Raw genomic sequence first — 19,282 nt, forward strand, 5'->3', positions numbered from 1 at the left:
AGATTTTGTCATGCAAATATCATCACCAGCCCGGAACCGCCCCGCCGTTAAAGATTTTCTCGGCTGCCTTCGCCACTTCAGGAGACTGATACGATTTCAGAAACTCCTGCACGTTTTCCGCATCTTTATTGTCCGGGCGTGAAACCAGAAGATTCACGTACGGCGAATTTTTATCTTCGATAAATACGCTGTCATGCACCGGCGATAATCCGGTTTGCTGGATATAGGTGGTACTGATAATGGCAACATCGACTTTCGGGTCGTCGAGCACGCGCGGCAGTTGCGCGCCTTCCAGTTCCATAATGTTCAGGTGATGCGGGTTTTCAGTGATATCCAGCGTCGTCGGCAACAGGCCTTTGCCGTCTTTCAGGGTGATCAGTTTCTCTTTTTGCAGCAGCAGAAGCGCGCGGCCTAAGTTGGTCGGATCGTTGGGGATCGCCACGGTGGCGCCGTCTTTAAGCTGATCAACGGTTTTAATCTTTTTCGAGTAACCCGCCATCGGGAACACAAAGGTGTTGCCGACCGCCACCAGATGATAGCCATGAGCTTTGTTATCCTGATCGAGGAACGGACGGTGCTGGAACACGTTGGCATCCAGGTCGCCGTGTTCGGTTGCGTCATTCGGCAGTAATGAGCCGCTGAAACCAACCAGTTCTACGTCCAGACCGTATTTGTCTTTGGCGACTTTTTTCGCGACTTCCGCCACATCCTGCTCGGCGCCGTTAATCACGCCAACTTTGATATGTTTAGCATCACCGCTTTTTTGATCACAGCCCGCCAGCAGTAATCCCGCCAGCAAAACCACAGCACCAGTACGTAAATGAGGGAACGTCAGTTTCACTTTTTTTCCTTAAAAAATAACCGCTAATGCGTAATGAAATGACTATAACAGGAGGATTGTCGCGGTTTAAAAAACCAATAAAGCACTGCTAAGAAGAAAAAAGCATATAAGCCGGAACATCAGGGTTGCAGAGGATCATCCCCCGATTAACTTCAGCAACTCCGCCATGCCTTTCGTCAGCGTCTTATCCTGTCGCATCACAATCCCCTGCGGCCGGCGGAGAACCGGCTGCAATGCCATCACACTCAACCCCATCCTGTCCTGCGGGTTGGCCACCGACATTCCGGGCACGATGCTGTAGCCAAGGCCAGCCTGCACCATTTTTTTAATCGCCTCGATGTTGCCAAGCTCCATCACTGGCTGCACGGCAATCCCTTCTGCCTGAAACCAGCCGTCGATTAATGCGCGGGTTCCGCTGCCGTATTCAGAAACGATCAATGGTAGTGTCTGAAGCTCTGCCGCCGTCATGCTTCTGTCCGTTGCATTGTCATCCTTTTTCATGATGACTTTGAAATCATCCTGGGTGACCGGGCTGACATGCAGATTACGACCCGCCGCAGGCATCGTGACGAGGCCAATATCAACGCGGTTATCTTCCACCGCCTGCAAAATTTCCTGCGTATTTCCCGTTCTGACGCGCACGGTTAACAACGGATGCTCAGTGCGCAGTTGCTCTAAAAGCGGCGGCAGCAGATGGATACATGCCGTTGCGCCCGTTCCAAGAGTTACCGTTCCGCTGACTTCCTGTGTGGTTGCCGCCACCGAAAGCATCGCGGCACTCACGGCCTGTTCGACCGGCCCGATATGTGACAATAATGTTTGCCCGGCGGCTGTCAGGCGGATCCCCCTGCCCGTGCGCTCAACCAGACGCGCCTGCAGAGTTTGTTCTAGCTGGCGGATTTGCAGGCTGACGGCGGGTTGCGAAAGCCCGAGCGCGTCAGCAGCACCGGAAAAGCTTTTCCGGCTGGCGACCAGTTTGAATGTGGTCAGGTGATCAAGATTAAGGCTGGGCATCTCAAAGTTTTCCTTATACCGGTGATAAACAGTTTGCCCTCCCAGCTCGTTTTGGGAAAGAGTAGGCTATAGCGAAATCACCCACGAGACCGAAAAAATGGAAATTATTGAAGCAGATAAACAACATATCCCTGCCATGCAGAAAATTTATGCCTGGCATGTTTTACATGGGACGGCCTCGTTCGAAACTCAGCCGCCTGATGAACATGAAATGGCGCTGCGCCTGAAAAAAATTCAGGAAGCCGGTTTGCTGTGGCTGGTGGTTTTGCATGAGGGGGAAGTGAAAGGGTACTGCTATCTGGGCCGCTATCGCGAGCGTTTTGCTTACCGCTATACGCTGGAGGATTCGATTTATATCGATCCCGGTTTTCAGAAACGTGGTGCGGGTAAAGCGTTACTTCGCCGGGCGATTGACTGGGCGGAAATGCACGGTTTTCGCCAGCTGGTGGGGAATATTGGCGACAGCGAAAACATGGCGTCGATTAATCTGCACCTCGCTGCTGGTTTTCAGGTGAAAGGCACCATGCATTCTGTCGGTTTCAAGCATGGTCGCTGGCTGGATACGGTGTTTATGCAACGTGCGCTGGGTGACGGGAATCAGACCTTGCCTGCGCAGGAGAGCTGACCGGAAATGAAAGCGGGCAGACTATCTGCCCGCATGTAACTGATTATTCTATCGCTAATTTTTCCCTGGTATTTTTTTGCGTTGCGCTGCCGCCCCACACCTCATTGTATTCGTAACCCGTCAGGTCTTTAATCACCTTGCGCGATACTTCGTCGCAATCTTCCTGAGCACCGCCCAGTTTCAGGCGAGCAGTTTCTTTGATCAGAATTTTATGCGTGTCCCGCGTCAGCTTGAATTTGAAAGTCATATAGAAACTGATTGCCAGCAATGCCCCGGTGGCAAAGATCATCAGTCCTATAATCGCGTTTAACGCGCTGAGCGGCTGCGCGCCCTGCCCTTTCACAAATCCGCTTTCTTCCAGCACCAGACCTACAATCATAATGGCAATCGCAACAGTACTTTTACGGGTAAATACCATGACACCGGCAAAAATCCCCTCGCGGCGTTTTTTGGTGACTATCTCATCGACGTCCGGAATAAAGCTGTAAATATTCCACGGAATATAATAGAGCCCTGAGCGACCAAAGCCTAAAACAACAAAAATGGAAGTAAAGAGAATTAGCGGCACCGCTGTGTTGGTAATATAAATATAAAACAGAGCAGCCAGCACAAAGAAGATACAGCCATACGCTATCCGCAACGCAGCGGAAGGCGAAACATTCAACCTTTCCATGACCATCATATAAACAATGGTCGAGGGTACGGAAACAAAAGCTGCGACGCTTAAATATCCCGAAACCGCCCCTACATCCTGATGCAGGCCATAAACCACATAATAGGTAAAGACGGCACCAAATACGTCCATTGCGGTGAATGAAGCGATATAAATAATAATATGCTGACGGAACATGCGGATATTAAAGGACGAAATAAAATCCAGCACCAGACTTTTCAGATGATGCCAGAGGCTGCCGCCGGATTCCATTTCCGGTTCAGGCTCATTCGGATCCCGCACATCCTTCGCCTCCCAGGTACATAACCAGGTGGTAAACACGGCGATACAAAATACTGTGGCGAAGAACATCCCCGTGTAGGTATACGTCATCGGATTATCTTTACCGGTAAACATCATGATCACGCCCGGTACAGACACGGCAAGAAAACCGCCAAGCTGCGAGCAAATCATGCGTACACCGGCCAGGCGGGTACGTTCGCCGAAACGGTTGGTCATCTCTGCGGCCAGTGTTTCCCACGGCACCAGCACCATCGCCGACAGTAATTCAATCGACAAATACGTTCCGAGATAATACCAGTAGCCCATGTCCTTGACCCAGACCAGCGCATACAGGAACATCAGCGGCGAACTGATCAGCAGGAAAAAGCGACGGCGGCCAAACCGTTTACCCAGCCAGGTATTACCAAAGTGGTCGGTAATATAACCCATGATGGGACTTAATACCGCGTCAATCACTCGGGCGATAGCGAAAATAGAACCCGCTTCTAAAACAGTCAATCCGCAATACATGGTATAGAAGAATAAAAGCCAGGTACCGATAACGGCGAATGCACCGCCACCAAATAAGTCAGTTACGCCATAGCCTATAGCCGTGCCGTAACCGACTCTGCGCTCAGTAGGTTTCATTATTATTATCCTGTGAAGGTAAAGTTATTATTAAAATTATTTAATCAGCCAGAGTTATCCATTTCCCTGATTGTGATGAGCGGTAAATCGCCCCGACAATATTCAGAGACACTTCGGCCTGTGAAACAGAGATATAATTTTTTTCTTCAGGATGACGAATGGAATGATAGAAATTTGATACTGCCTGACGATGACTGTCGCCCCAGTAGCTTTTGGTTGTTCCTGACGGACTGTCATCGCTGACCAGCAGCGTTTTATTTTCTCCTTCAATCAGCCACAGCGCGTTGTGATGTAACTGCAGCAGTCCTTTTTCACAATGAATTTCCAGCAGCAACGGCGAGTCGGTGCTGTGACAATTGGTTGCGTAAAACAATCCCCGCGCACCGTTACCCATTTTCAGACTGGCCATCGCGGTATCTTCATTTTCAGTCAGATCACTGAGAAACGTTCTTTCCACCACGCCCTTCAGCGCCAGCACGCCGCCGCTAAACCACTGCATTAAATCCAGCGTGTGGATCGCCTGATTGATCAGCAGACTGCCGCCTTCGGTGGCAAAACGCCCGCGCCACAGGCTTTCACTGTAATACGCCCCGCCGCGTGACCAGGTCAGGATGGCTTTGATGCTCAACATGGTGCCCAGCTGCCCGCTGTCCAGCAGTGCTTTGATTTTCTGACTGGAAGGATTCAGGCGGTTCTGATAACACACGCCAAGCACTCCGTCAGCCTGCGCCTCTGACCGTTTAATGGCGCTGACCTCACCGATATTCAGCGCCACCGGTTTCTCGGTGAAAACATGCTTTCCCGCCGCCAGCGCGGCGAGAATCGCTTCCAGATGTAAATGATGCGGCAGACAGATATGCACCACGTCAATCAGCGGATCAGATAACATTTCGTGATAATCAGTATAAAAATCACAGCCATATTCCAGCGCCAGCGCCCTGCCTTTGCCAATATTGCACTCAGCAATGGCCCGTAACTGACATTCTGGCTCATGCTGAATCGCCTTGACATGGCAGGTATGGATGGCACCACAACCGATTACCGCAGCCCCCAGAGTTTTCATGATCCGCTCCCGATTCAGTGGGTTTCGTTAGCCAGCATCTGCGCCCGCACGCACAGTTCGGCGGCCTTAAACGCATGTTCCTGCGTCATGGCTTTTTCGGTGCGGTTAAGGCAATCCAGTATCAGCTGTCCGAAGAACGGGAAGCCGACGTTGCCGGAAACCGGATAACGGAACTCCCCTTCCCGGTTCACCAGATACACCACGTCCTGCTCGCCGCGTGTGAGATCGACATATTTGCGGATCTCGATATACCCTTCAGTACCAAGCAGCGTCAGACGCCCATCGCCCCATGTGCTCAGCCCTTCCGGCGTAAACCAGTCGCAGCGGAAATAACCGCGCGCGCCGTTTTCGCCTTCCAGCATGGTGTCGCCAAAATCTTCAAAGTTCGGATATTGCGGATGATTGAAATTCAGTGCCTGAGCCGCTACCACGTGAGCATTGCTGTTGCCGGTGTAAAACAGGAACTGTTCAATCTGATGGCTGCCGATATCACAGAGAATGCCGCCAAACTGCTCTTTCTCATAAAACCAGTCTGGTCGTCCTTCGCCTTCGCGATGCGGACCGGTGCCGAGCGTCTGGATCACACGCCCGATCGCCCCTTCCTGCACTAACTGGCCGGCAAATACCGCACTTTCGACGTGCAGACGCTCGCTGTAATACACCGCAAATTTACGCCCGGTTTCGGCTACTTTTGCCTTCGCCGCTGCCAGTTGTTCCAGCGTGGTCAGTGGCGCTTTATCGGTGAAATAATCTTTCCCGGCCGCCATCACTTTCAGCCCCAATGCACAGCGTTCAGACGGAATACCCGCACCTGCCACCAGTTGCACTTCTTTATCATCGAGAAGGGTTTGCAACGATTTCGCGACCTTCACCTGCGGATACTGCGCAACAAACTTCTCTACTTTTGCAGGGTCGGGATCGTAAACCCATTTCAGGCTGGCTCCTGCTTCAATCAATCCGTTACACATGCCATAGATGTGCCCGTGATCCAGCGCGGCGGCGGCAATCACGAATTCACCCGGTTTTACCACCGGCTGCGGTTTGCCTACCGGCGCATAATTCATACCGTCTTTGTTGCTCATGTTCAGGCTCCTTTATCCATGTTTTTACCGAGCGGGATCGCGTCTTCATTGGCGAAGTTTTCCACCGATGCAGATTTCTCATAAAAGTGCGGGGCGAGCGAAACCAGTCCGCCGGTCTGATAGAACGGGTCGGTGGAAGCCAGCGGGAGGGTCACAATGCTGCGGGTGATGGCGGATTTATAAATGGCGGCGATAAGTTCGAGCGAACGCTTGCCCTGCACGCCGTCGATCAGCGGCGCGGTGCCGGTTTCCAGCGCAGTGAGGAAATTGTCAATCTGGCCGATATGCAATGTATAAGTGAGTTTAGGGATCGACTGGTAAATGTCTTCGAGTTGATTTTCACGATCGGTATCGCGTTCATCTATCGGGAAGCCGTTCGGCGCAGAAATGCTGGCGTATTTATCCCACGGGGCAGAAATTCGCGCTTTCTCGCCCTGAATGACAATCTTCTGATCTTCACCATGATGCACTACCGAGGCCGTCAGCTGAGTCAGCGCACCGGAGTCATATTTGAAAATGGCTGCCGAGAGATCTTCCACTTCGGCGTTATCGTGCGCGGCATTGGTGATCATCGACACCACTTCAGACGGGAAACCGAGCATCCACTGGATAGCATCAATATGATGAACCGCGTGATTCAGCGTGCAACCGCCCGCCTCTTTTTCCCAGGTGCCACGCCACCACAAATCGTAATAGGAATGACCACGCCACCAGAATGAATCGACCTGCGCATGACAGACTTTGCCGGTTTCGCCGGAATCCAGCACTTTCTTTAAGCGCCAGAACGCGTCGGTAAAGCGATTCTGCGCAATAATTGACAGCGTTTTACCACTCTCTTTTGCTGCACTGATCATGGCATCGCATTCCTGCAACGATGCTGCCATTGGCTTTTCACACAGCACATGCTTGCCCGCATTCAGGGCGTTGATAGAAATTTCGGCATGGACATACGGTGGCGTACACACGTCAAAAACGTCGATCTCAGTATCGCCGAGGATTTCCTCATGGCTGGCATACACCTTCGCATTGGTCAGGCCATAATGACGTTTTTTCTCTTCCGCCTTTTCAGGATAAATATCTACCAGCGCAACAATCTGGCAACGATCAGCAAACTCTAAATATCCCTGAATATGATTATGGGAAATATTACCCGTACCAATAATTGCTATTTTTAGCATTTTACTCTCCCGACGTGGAACCGATGTAAAGGCATGATCATCCCACTGAATTAATTAATGATTTAATTTCACATTAATGAAAAATGGCATGAAAAAACCTCTTACTTTTGGCTGAATCTCTTATATTCGGGAGGATAGTAATGGCTTTTTTTTCCAACAACCGTTATTTGTGACAGGAATTGCAGCGCGGCAATCAGAATTTGCTATCATGCTGAATAGTTCATTAATTACATAAAGTTAACCGTGGTAATAAGTCCATGAGCTAATGAGGCGTTGATCACAAAATGACAGGAAAATTAAAAATCCGGCAAATAGCCGAGTTAACCGGGCTTTCTCCCAGTACCGTTTCCAGGGTATTAGCCGGAAAATCGAATGTCAGTCCGCAGGCAAAAGAAAAAGTATTTAGCCATGCAAGGACAATGGGTATTTTACGTGATATACCTGCCAGCCGTCTGTTGATGAATACGCTGTTAATCTGCGCGCCACCGGCAGCATTTACCCCCCATGAAGATCGTTATTATCATGAAGTCATTCAGGAAATTACGGCGGAAGTGGGCCGTTATGATATTCATGTCCGCAAATGTGCGCTAACGGTCAATGATCCAGATATCGCCGTTTTTATGCAGGCGCTCAGTCAGGGGGATGTTGATGGAATCATCATCATCGGCATTGATGACGTGATGCTGTATCGCCTTGCCGCGGAATCCAACAAACCGGTGGTGATGATTAATGCGAAAGACAGCGAAATGCGCCTCGACTGTGTTTCAGCCGATCATTATTCCATCGGATACAGTGCCGCTAACTTTCTGTTTGTCAGAGGCCACCGCCCCGTTTTGTTGTTCACCGATCTGCGTCGGGAAACCATGATGCAACGGCTCGACGGTTTTAAACGCGCCTGTCTGGAACACCATGTGGTGTTCGATGAAGCCATGCATTTGCTGGTCAATCATGGGAGCGGTGGGGAACAGGCGAGGGAAAGCATTGAGAAGTATCTTCGTGAGCATAAACGGGAAAACATGCCATCGGCCATCGTCTGCGGAGGTGACCAGATCGCACAGGCCACCGTAGACGCACTGAACAAACACGGCTTTAAAGTCCCGGAAGATATATCGGTGATGAGTATCGATTTCGCGCACGACATGAAAACATCCGTTGCACAAAGTTTTACTGCGGTACATCTGCCCTGCCGTGAGTTGGGCATCGAGGCGGTTTATATTCTGCAAAGCCGCCTGATGCGGGCAACCGGCGCTAAATTCAACCTGTTGTTACAGGGAAAAAATCACACCGGCCAGTCGGTAGCAGATGTGAAATGGAAGCGCAAAGGGTTATATCCTGCGGCCAGTTAGCCGCATTGACTGAAGGCACATTCTCAGCGTCATCGTTGATCATCTCCTGCTAGACTTTTGAGTCTTAACCTCAAAAAAAGATGCGGAGAATGTCATGTCAGAACAGTATCAGCCACCAAAAGTCTGGACCTGGAATAAAGACGAAGTCAGCAAGTTCTCGAACATCAACCGCCCGATAGCGGGCCCGACACATGAGAAAACGCTGCCGGTCGGTAAACACCCGCTTCAGCTTTATTCGCTGGGCACACCAAACGGCCAGAAAGTGACGATCCTGCTGGAAGAATTGCTGGAACAGGGTGTCAGCGGTGCGGAATACGATGCGTTTATTATCCGCATCAACGAAGGCGATCAGTTCTCCAGCGGCTTTATTGACGTTAACCCGAACTCGAAAATCCCGGCACTGCTGGATAACTCTGCTACGCCGCCGATCCGCGTGTTTGAATCCGGCAATATCCTGCTGTATCTGGCCGAAAAATTCGGTAAGTTCCTGCCGCAAGATCTCGCCGGTCGCACCGAAACTCTGAACTGGTTGTTCTGGCTGCAAGGTTCCGCGCCCTATCTGGGCGGCGGCTTCGGACATTTTTATCATTATGCGCCGGTGAAAATCGAATACGCCATTAACCGCTTCACGATGGAAGCCAAACGTCAGCTGGATGTGCTGGATCGCCAGCTGGCAGAGCACCGTTTCATCGCCGGTGAAGAATACACCATTGCCGATATCGCTATTTTCACCTGGTACGGCAGTCTGGCGCAGGGGGGCTTGTACGAATCCGCCGAATTCCTCGACATCAAATCCTACAAGCATTTCCAGCGCTGGGCCGCTGATATTGCCAGCCGTCCGGCGGTGAAACGTGGCCGTATCGTCAACCGCACCTGGGGTGACGAACAGCTGGAAGAACGCCACGATGCATCCGATTTTGATGGCGTACTGAAGTCGTAACGGACTGACAGCAGGTAAAAATCCGCCGTCGCAGAAGGCGGCATTGCTTAGAGACTAAAAGGGCGGGATTTTGCGATCCCGCCCTTTTCTTTTATGCGCTTTCTGTTTGCGGTTCGAGGTACTTTTTGAACCAGGCAATGGTTCTTTCCCAGGCGAGATCCGCTGCGGGTTTGTCATAGCGCGGTGTCGAATCATTGTGGAAACCGTGGTTCACGCCGGGATAAATATGCGCCTCATAGACTTTATTGTTGGCCTTCAGCGCCGCCTCATACGCAGGCCAGCCCTCGGTAATCGGTTTATCCAGTTCGGCGTAATGCAGCAATAACGGCGCTTTGATTTTCGGCACATCTTCAGCTTTCGGCTGACGCCCGTAGAACGGCACAGCGGCCGCCAGTTCCGGATACGCCACCGCTGCCGCATTGGCTACGCCGCCACCGTAACAAAAACCGGTGATCCCGACTTTGCCGGTGGCCGTTTGGTGATGCATCAGAAATTCAACCGCCGCAAAAAAGTCGTTCATCAGTTTGGCCGGATCGACCTTTTGTTGCAGTTCGCGCCCTTTTTCATCGTTACCCGGATACCCGCCGACGGAACTCAGACCATCCGGCGCCAGTGCGACAAATCCGGCTTTCGCCACCCGCCGCGCCACGTCTTCGATATACGGATTCAGCCCGCGATTTTCATGCACCACCACTACGCCGGGCGCTTTACCGGCTAATTTGGCCGGACGTACCAGATACGCCCGCACGCTGCCGTGCCCCTGCGGCGACGGGTACTGAATATATTCCGCCACAATATCAGGATCGGTGAATTCCACCTGTTCGGCGTAGGCGTAATTGGGCGTCATCAGCGTGGTCAGCGCTGCCAGCGACAATCCCCCCGCCACAAATTTGGCAGACAGATCGAGAAACTCACGCTTGGTCATTTTGCCGTGTACGTAGAAATCAAAATATTCGAGGAGTTCAGGAGGGAAATCTTTGGCTGTCATTCGCGTCATTTTCAGGCTCCGTTCCATACAAAAGAGGGATAAATAATGGCCTGCTTTTGGCGATTTTGTAAACCGATTGTGAAATTGAATGCCAATCACGCCATGCTCAGAACCATTTGCGGGCTGAGAATGCTAAACTCCGTGGAATTAAAAGGAGACGCTATGAACAACAATCTCGCAGGGCTGAGTAAAGAAGAAATGGACAAAGTGAGTGCCGGACTGGCCGCCGGGACGGTCGCGGTGCGTGAGCGCAATAATCTGCCGGTGAATGCAGACGAAGTTGAAATGGAACAACCGGAGCATCTGCGGGCGTATTTCCGCGAGCGTCTGGCGCACTATCGCCAGCAACCCGCAAAGAAGTAACCGCCGCGATTTATACACGTACAGATTTACCGGCGCACCGCGAAAAAATCGCTTATCGCCTGAATCAGATACCCCGCCGCCTCACCGGGTGGCGTCTGCCCCTGATGCAGGCTGATCCCCACTTCGCCCGGTTCGGGCAACTCATTTAACATTCTGACCGTCTGCGGCCTGCCGAAATCGGTACGCACGGTGATGCCTAATCCCGCCGACATCGCGGCCCAGATCCCGCTCAGGCTGCGGCTGGTAAACGCGATACGCCACGGAATACCCGCTTTATCCAGCGCCGTTGTGGCGGCATTTCGCATCAGGCATGGCGCTTCAAACACCAGTAACGGCAGCGGTTCGCCGGTTTGCTGATAGCGTTTCAGGTCGAAGTTTTCAGGGCCTATCCAGCGCATCGGTATACGCCCCAGCGACCGGCTGGATGGAAAGAGCGGCGCTTCATCGGCCTGCCAGCAGACCGCCAGATCGAACTCGTTATGGCGGATCCCGTCGAGCAATTGCTGGTTGCGGGTAATGCTGGCGGAGACTTGCACCTGCGGATGTGCGCGGGTAAATGTGCCGAGGAGTGCCGGTAAAAGCGCTTCGCCGAAATCTTCCTGCATGCCCAGATTCAGACTGCCACTCAGGGCGCTGGCGAGCATGATGGCGCTGGCTTCATCGTTGAGGCTGAGGATCCGCCGCGCATAGCTCAGCATCACTTCGCCGCGTTCCGTCAGGATCAGGTGCCGCCCTGATTTTTGCACCAGCTCCGTACCTGCCTGCTGCTCCAGCTTTTTCAACTGTGCGCTGACCGCAGAAGTCGAGCGCCCCAGCCGGTCGGCAGCCAGCACAAAACTGCCCAGCTCAATACCGGTCACAAAACTGCGCAACGCCTCTGCATCAAAAGTCACCGGTCGTTTTGCCACGTTTAATCATCCTGTTTTCATGGATTAATGCTGCTGATATTTTCGATATTAAGGATAATCATAACGCCTTATGCTCCTTTTCACACCTACCAAAAGGAGCCTGATATGAGCACAACTTCCTCACAAACGCAGACGCTGGACGCGATGTCACGCCTGACGCCTAAATTTGCAGAACTAACGGAACAGGTACTGTTCGGCGATCTGTGGAAAAGAGAAGAACTGTCACCGCGCGACCGCAGCCTGATCACAGTTGCCGCACTGATTGCCCTGAACCGCGGCGAGCAGTTGCCCTTTCATCTGAGTCTGGCGGTGAAAAATGGTGTCACTCAAACCGAACTGGCGGAAGTGATCACTCATCTGGCGTTTTATGCCGGCTGGCCCGCTGCGGCATCCGCCCTGACGCGCTTCTCCGCGCTCAGCGAGCAGTAAACCGCGCCCCGTAACCGGAGGAACAACCGATGCCTTTTACCCGAATTTCCTTACCCGATCACCGCGCAGATACCTGGCAGGATGCCATTTCAGCCATATTGCAGAACACACTGGTTGATCATTTTTCTGTGCCTAAAGATGACTGTTTTCAGCTGTTCGAACCGGCCAGCCGCCGCCAGAGAGTGATCAATCCGACTTATCTTGCCGGGGAAAATCATCACCGCTCAGAGGATTTTTTGCTGTTTCACATCACTGCAGGCAAACCGCGGAACAGTTACCAGAAGCAGGAACTGTTCCGTCATCTGACTGAAAAACTGCACGTTGCGCTGGGGATTTCTCCGGCGGATGTGATGGTGGTGGTGAGCTTTACCCAACCGGAAGACTGGTCGTTCAGTCATGGTGAGATGTTCAAACTCCCACAAGGAGTGTTCTTATGATTGCCATGCAATACACCTTTACGCTGCCTGCCGATTACGACATGGGCATTATCGAAAAGCGCATTGCTGATAACGGCCATCTGATGGATGGCTTTGCCGGGCTTATCTTCAAAACTTATCTTTACGCCCGCCGCGACTGCTCGCAAATCGGCAGCGCAGAAAATCTGTATGCGCCGTTTTACCTGTGGCATGACGTGCAAAGTATGAATCGCTTTATTTCAGGTGCCGGATTTCAAGGCGTCGCCAGAGCCTTCGGCTGGCCGCCTGTCCGGGTTTATCCGGTGCTGGCAGCGCACGTCAGCGCAGACGTTGCGGCAGCTGTTTTTGCCAAAAGAGAGATTACTGACATTGCACCTTTCAGTGACCTTGCGCCATCTGATCAGCAAACGGTCAGTGACACACTTATCGAGGTGACCGCCTGGGACACGACAAACTGGAAGAAAATACATTTTACTGCGGGAAGAAACCCGCCGGAAGGAGACGGGCAGCATTACCGCATCGGCCATATTTCCTTGTCCGATGCGGTAATGGAAACGGATTAAATCAGTGCGCGGCAATCCCCAGTTTTTTCATTCGCGATAACAACGTTGTGCGTTTTAATCCCAGCCGCTGAGCCGCGCCACGGGGTCCGGCCACCACGCCGTTGGTTTCTTTCAGCACCTGCAAAATGCGCGCCCGCTCGTCGTCTTCACTCAGCTGCGGTGCGGGCGTGCTTTCGCGCACAGAAGGCGTGACCACCGGAGCCATCGGTAACGGATAATTCAGCTCAGGCAGTTGCAAATCCAGCACCGTTCCGCGCGTCAGCAATACCGCTCTCTCGATGACATTTTCCAGCTCGCGCACGTTGCCCGGCCACGGCATACGGCTCAGCAGACGCAGGGTTTCGGCGGGAATACTGTCGATGGTGCGCTTCATGCGTTTGGCGATTTTATAGGTCAGGAATTTCACCAGCTGCGGAATATCTTCCGGACGCTCACGCAGCGGCGGAATGACAATCGGGAACACGTTCAGCCGATAATACAGGTCACTGCGAAATTCTTTGTCGGCCACCATCTGGCGCAGGTCACGGTTAGTCGCCGCTATCATCCGCACATCCACTGAAATCAATTTATTGCCACCGACGCGCTCAAACTCCTGTTCCTGCAAAATACGCAGCAACTTGGGTTGCAGTTCAATCGGGATTTCACCCACTTCATCGAGGAATAACGTGCCTTTGTCGGCCAGTTCGAAACGCCCCATGCGCTGCGCCGTAGCGCCGGTGAAAGAGCCTTTTTCATGACCGAACAGATCGCTTTCCATCAGGCCCGCCGGCATCGCCGCACAATTCATTTTCACCATGCGCTGATCACGACGATCGCCCAGATTATGAATAGCGCGGGCGATCAGTTCTTTGCCGGTTCCGGTTTCACCGAGGATCAGTACCGAGCAGTCACTTTTCGCCACGATCTCGACCTGCTTCAGCACCGCAGACATGGAAGGACTGCGCCCGACAATGTCGCTGAAATCCGGGTTATTGCTGTTGATTTGCTCGGTAAGATACAGGTTCTCGTGCTGCAATTTTTCCTTCAGGCTTTTGATTTCCTGATAGGCCAGCGCGTTATCTACCGCAATCGCAATACGTTCTGCAATTTGCTGTAAAACATGCAAATTCGCCGTATTGAAATTATCCGGCTGACATTGCGCCAGTTTCAGCACACCCAGCGTTTTGTGACCAAAACGTAACGGCAGGATACACAGCGTTTTGGTCTGATCGCGCCACAGCAGCTGAAACAGCGTGCTCTCATCACTCCCGAATTCTTCTGCTGGCCGGACATTGGTCAGCAGCATTTCGCCGCTTTTCATCACCTGTTGCTCAAGGGAACCGTTCAGCATCATGCGCGACTGTTCGCGTTCCGCAACGTGAGTTTGTACGTAATGAGTGGCGTAAACACTGGCCTGTTCGCTGTCTTTGTCCGCATCGCACAGCACAATACTGATGGCATTGATGTGGAAAAAATGATGAATAGTTTTGGCAATTTCACCGGTCAGCTCATCAAGATCCAGCTTTGAGAGAACCGCGTTAGTGATATCGACCAGAATGCGGAAATCGTCCCGCTCGTGACGCAGCTGAGATTGCTGAAACAATGCATTTTCACGCAGCTGGATTTGTTCAACTGCAATGGCAGCCAGCATACAAAGTTCGTGCAGACCGTTTTTGTCTTCTTCGCTGAACGGCGTTGCATTCTGGCGGATAAACTCACAGCCCCCCAGTAAACCGGATGAAGCCAGCAATGGCACCAGACAATATCCGTTAAACGGCGGATACAGATTCAGTGCGCTTAATTGCGGATAACGCAGATGCAGAGCATCGCTGCGCCAGACCTGAGTTTGCGGGTTATTCAGCAGGGCATGCACCGGACCGGTCGCCAGCAACGTTTCATCTTCATAGCTGACCGGCTGATGATGGGGATCAATACCATAAAAACAGACGCGTTCGCTGTTGTTGTCGAACAACACCAGCGTCACGGTATCCGCAATACCCGCGCCCTGCGCTACCTGAGTGAGAGTTTCCAGCAGCGATGTCATGGTCTGTTGCAACAGCAATGTGCGCGTCAGTTCCAGCAATCCTTTGTGTTTGGTAATGCTCATTGTTGCACTCTGCATAGCGTTAACTCTGGCTTTTGATTCAAAGCGTTTTTGAAGAAACTATTCCGAAAGTTTACGCCTTCATAGCGGCGCTCTCCCCTGACGAGATCAACAAATGCGGGGTAATGGCTCCGCATGGGGCAACATTAGCTGGCGTGAAACCCCCAGCGCACCGCGCAGACACACCCGGGGATTTTCGGTTACTTCACCTATCGTCGCGGCGTCGGCACCCAGCGGGTGGCTGCGCAATAGTTTCAGCACCGCGTTTTCTTCCTGCGCGGAGACCACCACCACTAGTTTTCCCTCGTTGGCAAAATTGAGCGGCTCCAGACCGAGCAGTTCGCAAATTCCGCGTACCGCCGGTTTCACCGGGATAGCCGTTTCGTCGATGCAAATCCCGAACCCGCTGGCGGCGCTGAATTCATGAAGGATCGCATTGACCCCGCCCCGCGTGGCATCGCGCAAGGCACGGATACCCGAAAGTGCGCGCACCGGAGCGATCATCGGCGCCAGCACGGCGCAGTCGCTTTCGACTTCCAGCGTCATTCCCAACTGTTCACGGAGATTGAGAATAGTGGCACCGTGATCGCCCAACGTACCGCTGACGATCACTTTGTCTCCGGCCTGAATATGGCAGGCAGCCCAGCGGACATCTGCCGGGATGACGCCGATCCCCGTCGTATTAATAAAAATCTTGTCCGCCGCACCGCGCTGCACCACTTTGGTATCGCCGGTGACAATGGCAATCCCGGCCTCGCGTGCGGTCTGTGCCATCGCATTCACAATCTTGTGCAAGTCTTCCAGCGGCAGCCCTTCTTCGAGAATAAATCCGCAGGAAAGATATGCCGGTGTTGCGCCGCTGACGGCCAGGTCATTCGCCGTTCCGCACACCGCCAGCTTGCCGATATTACCGCCGGGGAAAAATACCGGATCGATGACATAGCTGTCCGTGGTGAACGCCAGCCGGTCGCCCTGCGCACTCAGGTGGGCAATCGACAAACGTGCCGCATCTTCGCGCTCACTGAGCCACGGGTTATCGAAAGCACTCAGGAACAGGCGTTCGATCATCTGCTGCATCGCTCGCCCGCCGCTGCCGTGCGCCATGGTGACGACTTCTTTATGCTCACTCATCCTGTCCCACACCTTCTGTTGTTCTTTCTTGTGCTGCGGTTTCCTGATGCCGGTACTGATACCACGCGGCGCAGGCGCCTTCGGATGACACCATCAGCGCACCAAACGCATTGTGCGGTGTACAACCGGTGCCAAACAGCGGGCATTCATGCGGCTTGCAACGGCCGGTCAGCACCTCGCCGCAACGGGAACGCGGATCATCCGCCACCGGCTGCGCCTGCGGTCTGAAACGAATTTCCGCATCAAACGTTGCGTAAGCCCGGCTCAGGGAAATACCGGAGTCTTCGATAATCCCCAGCCCGCGCCATTCGCTGCTACCGGAAAGCGTGAATACCTCGCGCATGGCTTCCTGTGCCAGCAGATTACCCTCTTGCGGCACGACGCGCCGGTACTGGTTTTCTGTTTTACACGATGCCTCGCAAACTTGTTCCACCAGCATCAGCACGCTTTGCAGCATATCCAGTGGCTCGAAACCGCTGATCACCAGCGGCTTACCGAATTCTTCATTGATGAAATGATACGGTGCTGTGCCGGTCACCATGCTGACATGACCGGGTGCCAGAAAGGCGTCGATGCGCACATCGTCCTGTTGCAGGAGGCTGCGCAATGTGGGCATCAGGCTGATGTGCTGACAGAAGACGGTAAAATTATTCAGGCCTTCCCGCCGTGCCTGTTGCAGCGTGACTGCGGTCACCGGCAACGTGGTTTCAAAACCGAGCGCAAAAAACACCACCTGAGACTGCGGATTTTCACGCGCCAGCTTCAGCGCATCCAGCGGGGAATAAACCACCCGCACATCCGCGCCGCGTTCGCGCGCCTGCAACAGCGAACCCTGTTTTCCCGGCACGCGCAGCGCATCGCCAAAGGTGCAAAAAATCACCCCGTCATGTGCGGCGATTTCGCAGCAGGCATCAATTCGCCCCATCGGCAACACGCATACCGGACATCCCGGGCCGTGGATAAATTCCAGTTGCGGGGGCAGCAGTTTATCCAGCCCGAATTTGAAAATGGCATGGGTATGACCGCCGCACACTTCCATAATTTGCATCGGCTTTTCTGCGCTGAAAGGCAGATGTGCCGCCCGCTGATGCAGGCGCTGAATTAATGTTCTCGCCAGTTTCGGATCCCGAAACTCATCAACAAAACGCATTACCTTGATTCTCCCGCACCCAAAAATAAGGCGACGTCGGCTTCCACTTCTTCCATCGCATGCAGCGCGGCCAGCGTGTCCAGCGCTTCGTGCTCATCGAGCCGGCTCAGGGCAAAACCGACGTGGATTAATACCCAGCAGCCGATCAGTGCTTCGCGTTCGCCTTCACACACCAGCGCGATATTAACCTCCCGTCGCAATCCGCATACCTGCGCCCAGGCGTGATCGGGCTGATTTTCATGCAACGCGACGATTTGTCCCGGAATGCCTATGCACATCGTTGCTGCTCCAGCCAGTGCAGCCACTGATCCATGCCTTCGCCCGTGGTGGCGGAAAGCTGAATCACTTCAATCTGCGGATTCACCTGACGTGCATTGGTGATACAGGTCTCAACGTCAAAACTGACGTAAGGCAGCAAATCGATTTTGTTGAGGATCATCAGCCGGGAAGCGGCAAACATATGCGGATATTTCAGCGGTTTGTCTTCGCCTTCGGTCACGGAAAGCACCGCGACTTTGTGCAGTTCGCCGAGATCAAAACTGGCCGGACACACCAGATTGCCGACGTTTTCGATAAACAGCAGGCTGTTGTTGTTTGGCGATAACTGATGCAGCGCATCGTGAACCATTTGCGCGTCCAGATGGCAGCCTTTGCCGGTATTGACCTGAATGGCCGGAACGCCGGTGGCGCGGATCCGGTCGGCGTCATTGGTGGTTTGCTGATCACCTTCAATTACCGCGCAGTCGAAATACGGGGCCAGCCGGGTCAGGGTGCTGGTCAGTAAGGTGGTTTTGCCGGAACCGGGACTGGACACCAGATTCAGCGCCAGAATGCCCGCCGCAGCAAAATGCTCGCGGTTGTGGGCGGCAATGTGATTGTTCTTCGCCAGCACATCCATTTCGATATCCACCAGACGACGCGCTGCAAATGGCAGGCCGTGGGAATGGGCATGGGAATGATCGTGATGATGGTCGTGCGAAGGGTCATGAGAATGATGAGCGTGCCCGCTGCTGACGCCTTCAATACGAAGTTCGCCGCTGGCACAACCACAGGTACTGCACATAGCTTTCTCCCCGAGCAAAAGAACGCCCGTTATTCGATTTCGATACGTTTAATTTTCATGCCGTCACCGGCAATCACCCGCAAATCGCGTCCGCCACACTGCGGGCAAATCAGCACGTTTGGGCTGAGCAGCGCGATATCCTGCTGACAGGTGCGGCACCAGCTTTCTGCCGCCGGTGTGTCCAGATGTAATTCGCATCCCTGCGCCAGCGTTTCGCGACACGCCAGCTCAAAACAAAACTGCACGGCCTCCGGTTCGACGCAGGAAAACGCGCCGATTTCCATCCATACCGCGGTAATTTTCCGCGCATTATTTTGCCGTGCGAACTGCTCCATTATTTCCACGGCATTCTGGCATAACGTTATTTCGTGCATTATTTCCCCTCCCTCAGGAGAACAATTAAGACAGGCTGCAATATTGGTGCCAGAAATTTCGACACATTGCCTTTATGCAAAAACATCCTCAGCCAATGAGGTGCAAAAATAAGCCGTCACCGCCCGTCATAATTGTCGAAATA

General features: G+C 53.0%; 21 protein-coding genes. 7 read left to right on the forward strand and 14 right to left on the reverse strand.

Annotation, left to right across the window (positions count from 1 at the left end; all coding sequences use genetic code 11):
* Positions 1–22: 22 nt before the first annotated feature.
* On the reverse strand, positions 23–841 hold the full coding sequence (nlpA, locus tag CKQ54_RS18755) for a lipoprotein NlpA (RefSeq protein WP_120161687.1): 819 nt from the start codon (positions 839–841) through the stop codon (positions 23–25).
* A 135-nt stretch (positions 842–976) separates the two neighbouring features.
* A complete protein-coding gene (locus CKQ54_RS18760) occupies positions 977–1,855 on the reverse strand; it encodes a LysR family transcriptional regulator (RefSeq protein ID WP_120161686.1) in 879 nt (292 codons plus the stop codon).
* 97 nt (positions 1,856–1,952) lie between these two features.
* Here CKQ54_RS18760 and CKQ54_RS18765 point away from each other — a divergent pair, with 97 nt between their 5' ends.
* Positions 1,953–2,480, forward strand: coding sequence for a GNAT family N-acetyltransferase (locus CKQ54_RS18765; RefSeq protein ID WP_120161685.1), 528 nt, complete (start codon positions 1,953–1,955; stop codon positions 2,478–2,480).
* A 43-nt stretch (positions 2,481–2,523) separates the two neighbouring features.
* Here the strand turns inward: CKQ54_RS18765 and CKQ54_RS18770 are convergent, their stop codons facing one another.
* From CKQ54_RS18770 to CKQ54_RS18785, 4 genes are read right to left on the reverse strand one after another with little or no spacing between them, the layout of a single operon-like run.
* Positions 2,524–4,062 carry an MFS transporter gene (locus tag CKQ54_RS18770; RefSeq protein WP_120161684.1) on the reverse strand — a complete coding sequence of 513 codons (1,539 nt, stop codon included), beginning with the start codon at positions 4,060–4,062 and terminating at the stop codon, positions 2,524–2,526.
* 40 nt (positions 4,063–4,102) lie between these two features.
* Positions 4,103–5,125 carry a Gfo/Idh/MocA family protein gene (locus tag CKQ54_RS18775; RefSeq protein WP_120161683.1) on the reverse strand — a complete coding sequence of 341 codons (1,023 nt, stop codon included), beginning with the start codon at positions 5,123–5,125 and terminating at the stop codon, positions 4,103–4,105.
* Positions 5,126–5,139: 14 nt separating this feature from the next.
* Positions 5,140–6,207, reverse strand: a complete 1,068-nt coding sequence (locus CKQ54_RS18780) for a Gfo/Idh/MocA family protein (RefSeq protein ID WP_120161682.1) — start codon at positions 6,205–6,207, stop codon at positions 5,140–5,142.
* 2 nt (positions 6,208–6,209) lie between these two features.
* Entirely contained in the window at positions 6,210–7,385 is a 1,176-nt protein-coding gene (locus CKQ54_RS18785; protein ID WP_120161681.1) for a Gfo/Idh/MocA family protein, read from the reverse strand.
* Positions 7,386–7,669: 284 nt separating this feature from the next.
* On the opposite strand from CKQ54_RS18785, the gene CKQ54_RS18790 reads away from it, so the two are divergent.
* Both CKQ54_RS18790 and yghU read left to right on the forward strand, forming a co-directional pair.
* A complete protein-coding gene (locus CKQ54_RS18790) occupies positions 7,670–8,731 on the forward strand; it encodes a LacI family DNA-binding transcriptional regulator (RefSeq protein ID WP_120161680.1) in 1,062 nt (353 codons plus the stop codon).
* 94 nt (positions 8,732–8,825) lie between these two features.
* On the forward strand, positions 8,826–9,671 hold the full coding sequence (yghU, locus tag CKQ54_RS18795) for a glutathione-dependent disulfide-bond oxidoreductase (protein WP_120161679.1): 846 nt from the start codon (positions 8,826–8,828) through the stop codon (positions 9,669–9,671).
* Between the two features lie 91 nt (positions 9,672–9,762).
* Here the strand turns inward: yghU and yghX are convergent, their stop codons facing one another.
* Complete coding sequence (gene yghX, locus CKQ54_RS18800) at positions 9,763–10,668, reverse strand: YghX family hydrolase (RefSeq protein WP_120161678.1); 906 nt, start codon at positions 10,666–10,668, stop codon at positions 9,763–9,765.
* 153 nt (positions 10,669–10,821) lie between these two features.
* Between yghX and CKQ54_RS18805 the strand changes: the two genes are divergently transcribed.
* Positions 10,822–11,022 carry a DNA polymerase III subunit theta gene (locus CKQ54_RS18805; protein ID WP_112290086.1) on the forward strand — a complete coding sequence of 67 codons (201 nt, stop codon included), beginning with the start codon at positions 10,822–10,824 and terminating at the stop codon, positions 11,020–11,022.
* Positions 11,023–11,048: 26 nt separating this feature from the next.
* On the opposite strand, the gene CKQ54_RS18810 is transcribed toward CKQ54_RS18805, so the two are convergent.
* Positions 11,049–11,930: a LysR substrate-binding domain-containing protein gene (locus CKQ54_RS18810; protein WP_120161677.1), complete on the reverse strand. Its 882-nt coding sequence runs from the start codon at positions 11,928–11,930 to the stop codon at positions 11,049–11,051.
* 105 nt (positions 11,931–12,035) lie between these two features.
* Between CKQ54_RS18810 and CKQ54_RS18815 the strand changes: the two genes are divergently transcribed.
* Genes CKQ54_RS18815 through CKQ54_RS18825 form a run of 3 tightly spaced genes read left to right on the forward strand, consistent with a single transcriptional unit; the run spans position 12,036 to position 13,338 of the window.
* On the forward strand, positions 12,036–12,359 hold the full coding sequence (locus tag CKQ54_RS18815; protein WP_120161676.1) for a carboxymuconolactone decarboxylase family protein: 324 nt from the start codon (positions 12,036–12,038) through the stop codon (positions 12,357–12,359).
* Positions 12,360–12,388: 29 nt separating this feature from the next.
* Positions 12,389–12,796, forward strand: coding sequence for a tautomerase family protein (locus tag CKQ54_RS18820; RefSeq protein WP_120161675.1), 408 nt, complete (start codon positions 12,389–12,391; stop codon positions 12,794–12,796).
* Positions 12,793–13,338 (forward strand): DUF4865 family protein, encoded by a 546-nt coding sequence (locus CKQ54_RS18825; protein WP_120161674.1) that lies wholly within the window; start codon positions 12,793–12,795, stop codon positions 13,336–13,338. Before CKQ54_RS18820 ends, CKQ54_RS18825 begins: the two co-directional genes overlap by 4 nt.
* Before the next feature lies 1 nt (position 13,339).
* Here the strand turns inward: CKQ54_RS18825 and flhA are convergent, their stop codons facing one another.
* The 6 genes from flhA to hypA all read right to left on the reverse strand — a co-directional run bounded on the left by flhA (position 13,340) and on the right by hypA (position 19,139).
* Positions 13,340–15,424 carry a formate hydrogenlyase transcriptional activator FlhA gene (flhA, locus tag CKQ54_RS18830; RefSeq protein WP_425272792.1) on the reverse strand — a complete coding sequence of 695 codons (2,085 nt, stop codon included), beginning with the start codon at positions 15,422–15,424 and terminating at the stop codon, positions 13,340–13,342.
* Positions 15,425–15,529: 105 nt separating this feature from the next.
* Entirely contained in the window at positions 15,530–16,552 is a 1,023-nt protein-coding gene (gene hypE / locus CKQ54_RS18835; RefSeq protein ID WP_120161672.1) for a hydrogenase expression/formation protein HypE, read from the reverse strand.
* Entirely contained in the window at positions 16,545–17,702 is a 1,158-nt protein-coding gene (hypD, locus tag CKQ54_RS18840; protein WP_120161671.1) for a hydrogenase formation protein HypD, read from the reverse strand. Before hypD ends, hypE begins: the two co-directional genes overlap by 8 nt.
* Complete coding sequence (gene hypC, locus CKQ54_RS18845) at positions 17,702–17,980, reverse strand: HypC/HybG/HupF family hydrogenase formation chaperone (protein ID WP_120161670.1); 279 nt, start codon at positions 17,978–17,980, stop codon at positions 17,702–17,704. The genes hypD and hypC overlap by 1 nt, the downstream gene beginning before the upstream one ends.
* Positions 17,971–18,765, reverse strand: coding sequence for a hydrogenase nickel incorporation protein HypB (hypB, locus tag CKQ54_RS18850; RefSeq protein WP_120161668.1), 795 nt, complete (start codon positions 18,763–18,765; stop codon positions 17,971–17,973). Before hypB ends, hypC begins: the two co-directional genes overlap by 10 nt.
* Positions 18,766–18,794: 29 nt before the next feature.
* Entirely contained in the window at positions 18,795–19,139 is a 345-nt protein-coding gene (gene hypA, locus CKQ54_RS18855) for a hydrogenase maturation nickel metallochaperone HypA (protein ID WP_120161666.1), read from the reverse strand.
* Positions 19,140–19,282: the final 143 nt, after the last annotated feature.

The organism is Rahnella variigena, from assembly GCF_003610915.1.
Taxonomy (GTDB): Bacteria; Pseudomonadota; Gammaproteobacteria; order Enterobacterales; family Enterobacteriaceae; genus Rahnella; species Rahnella variigena.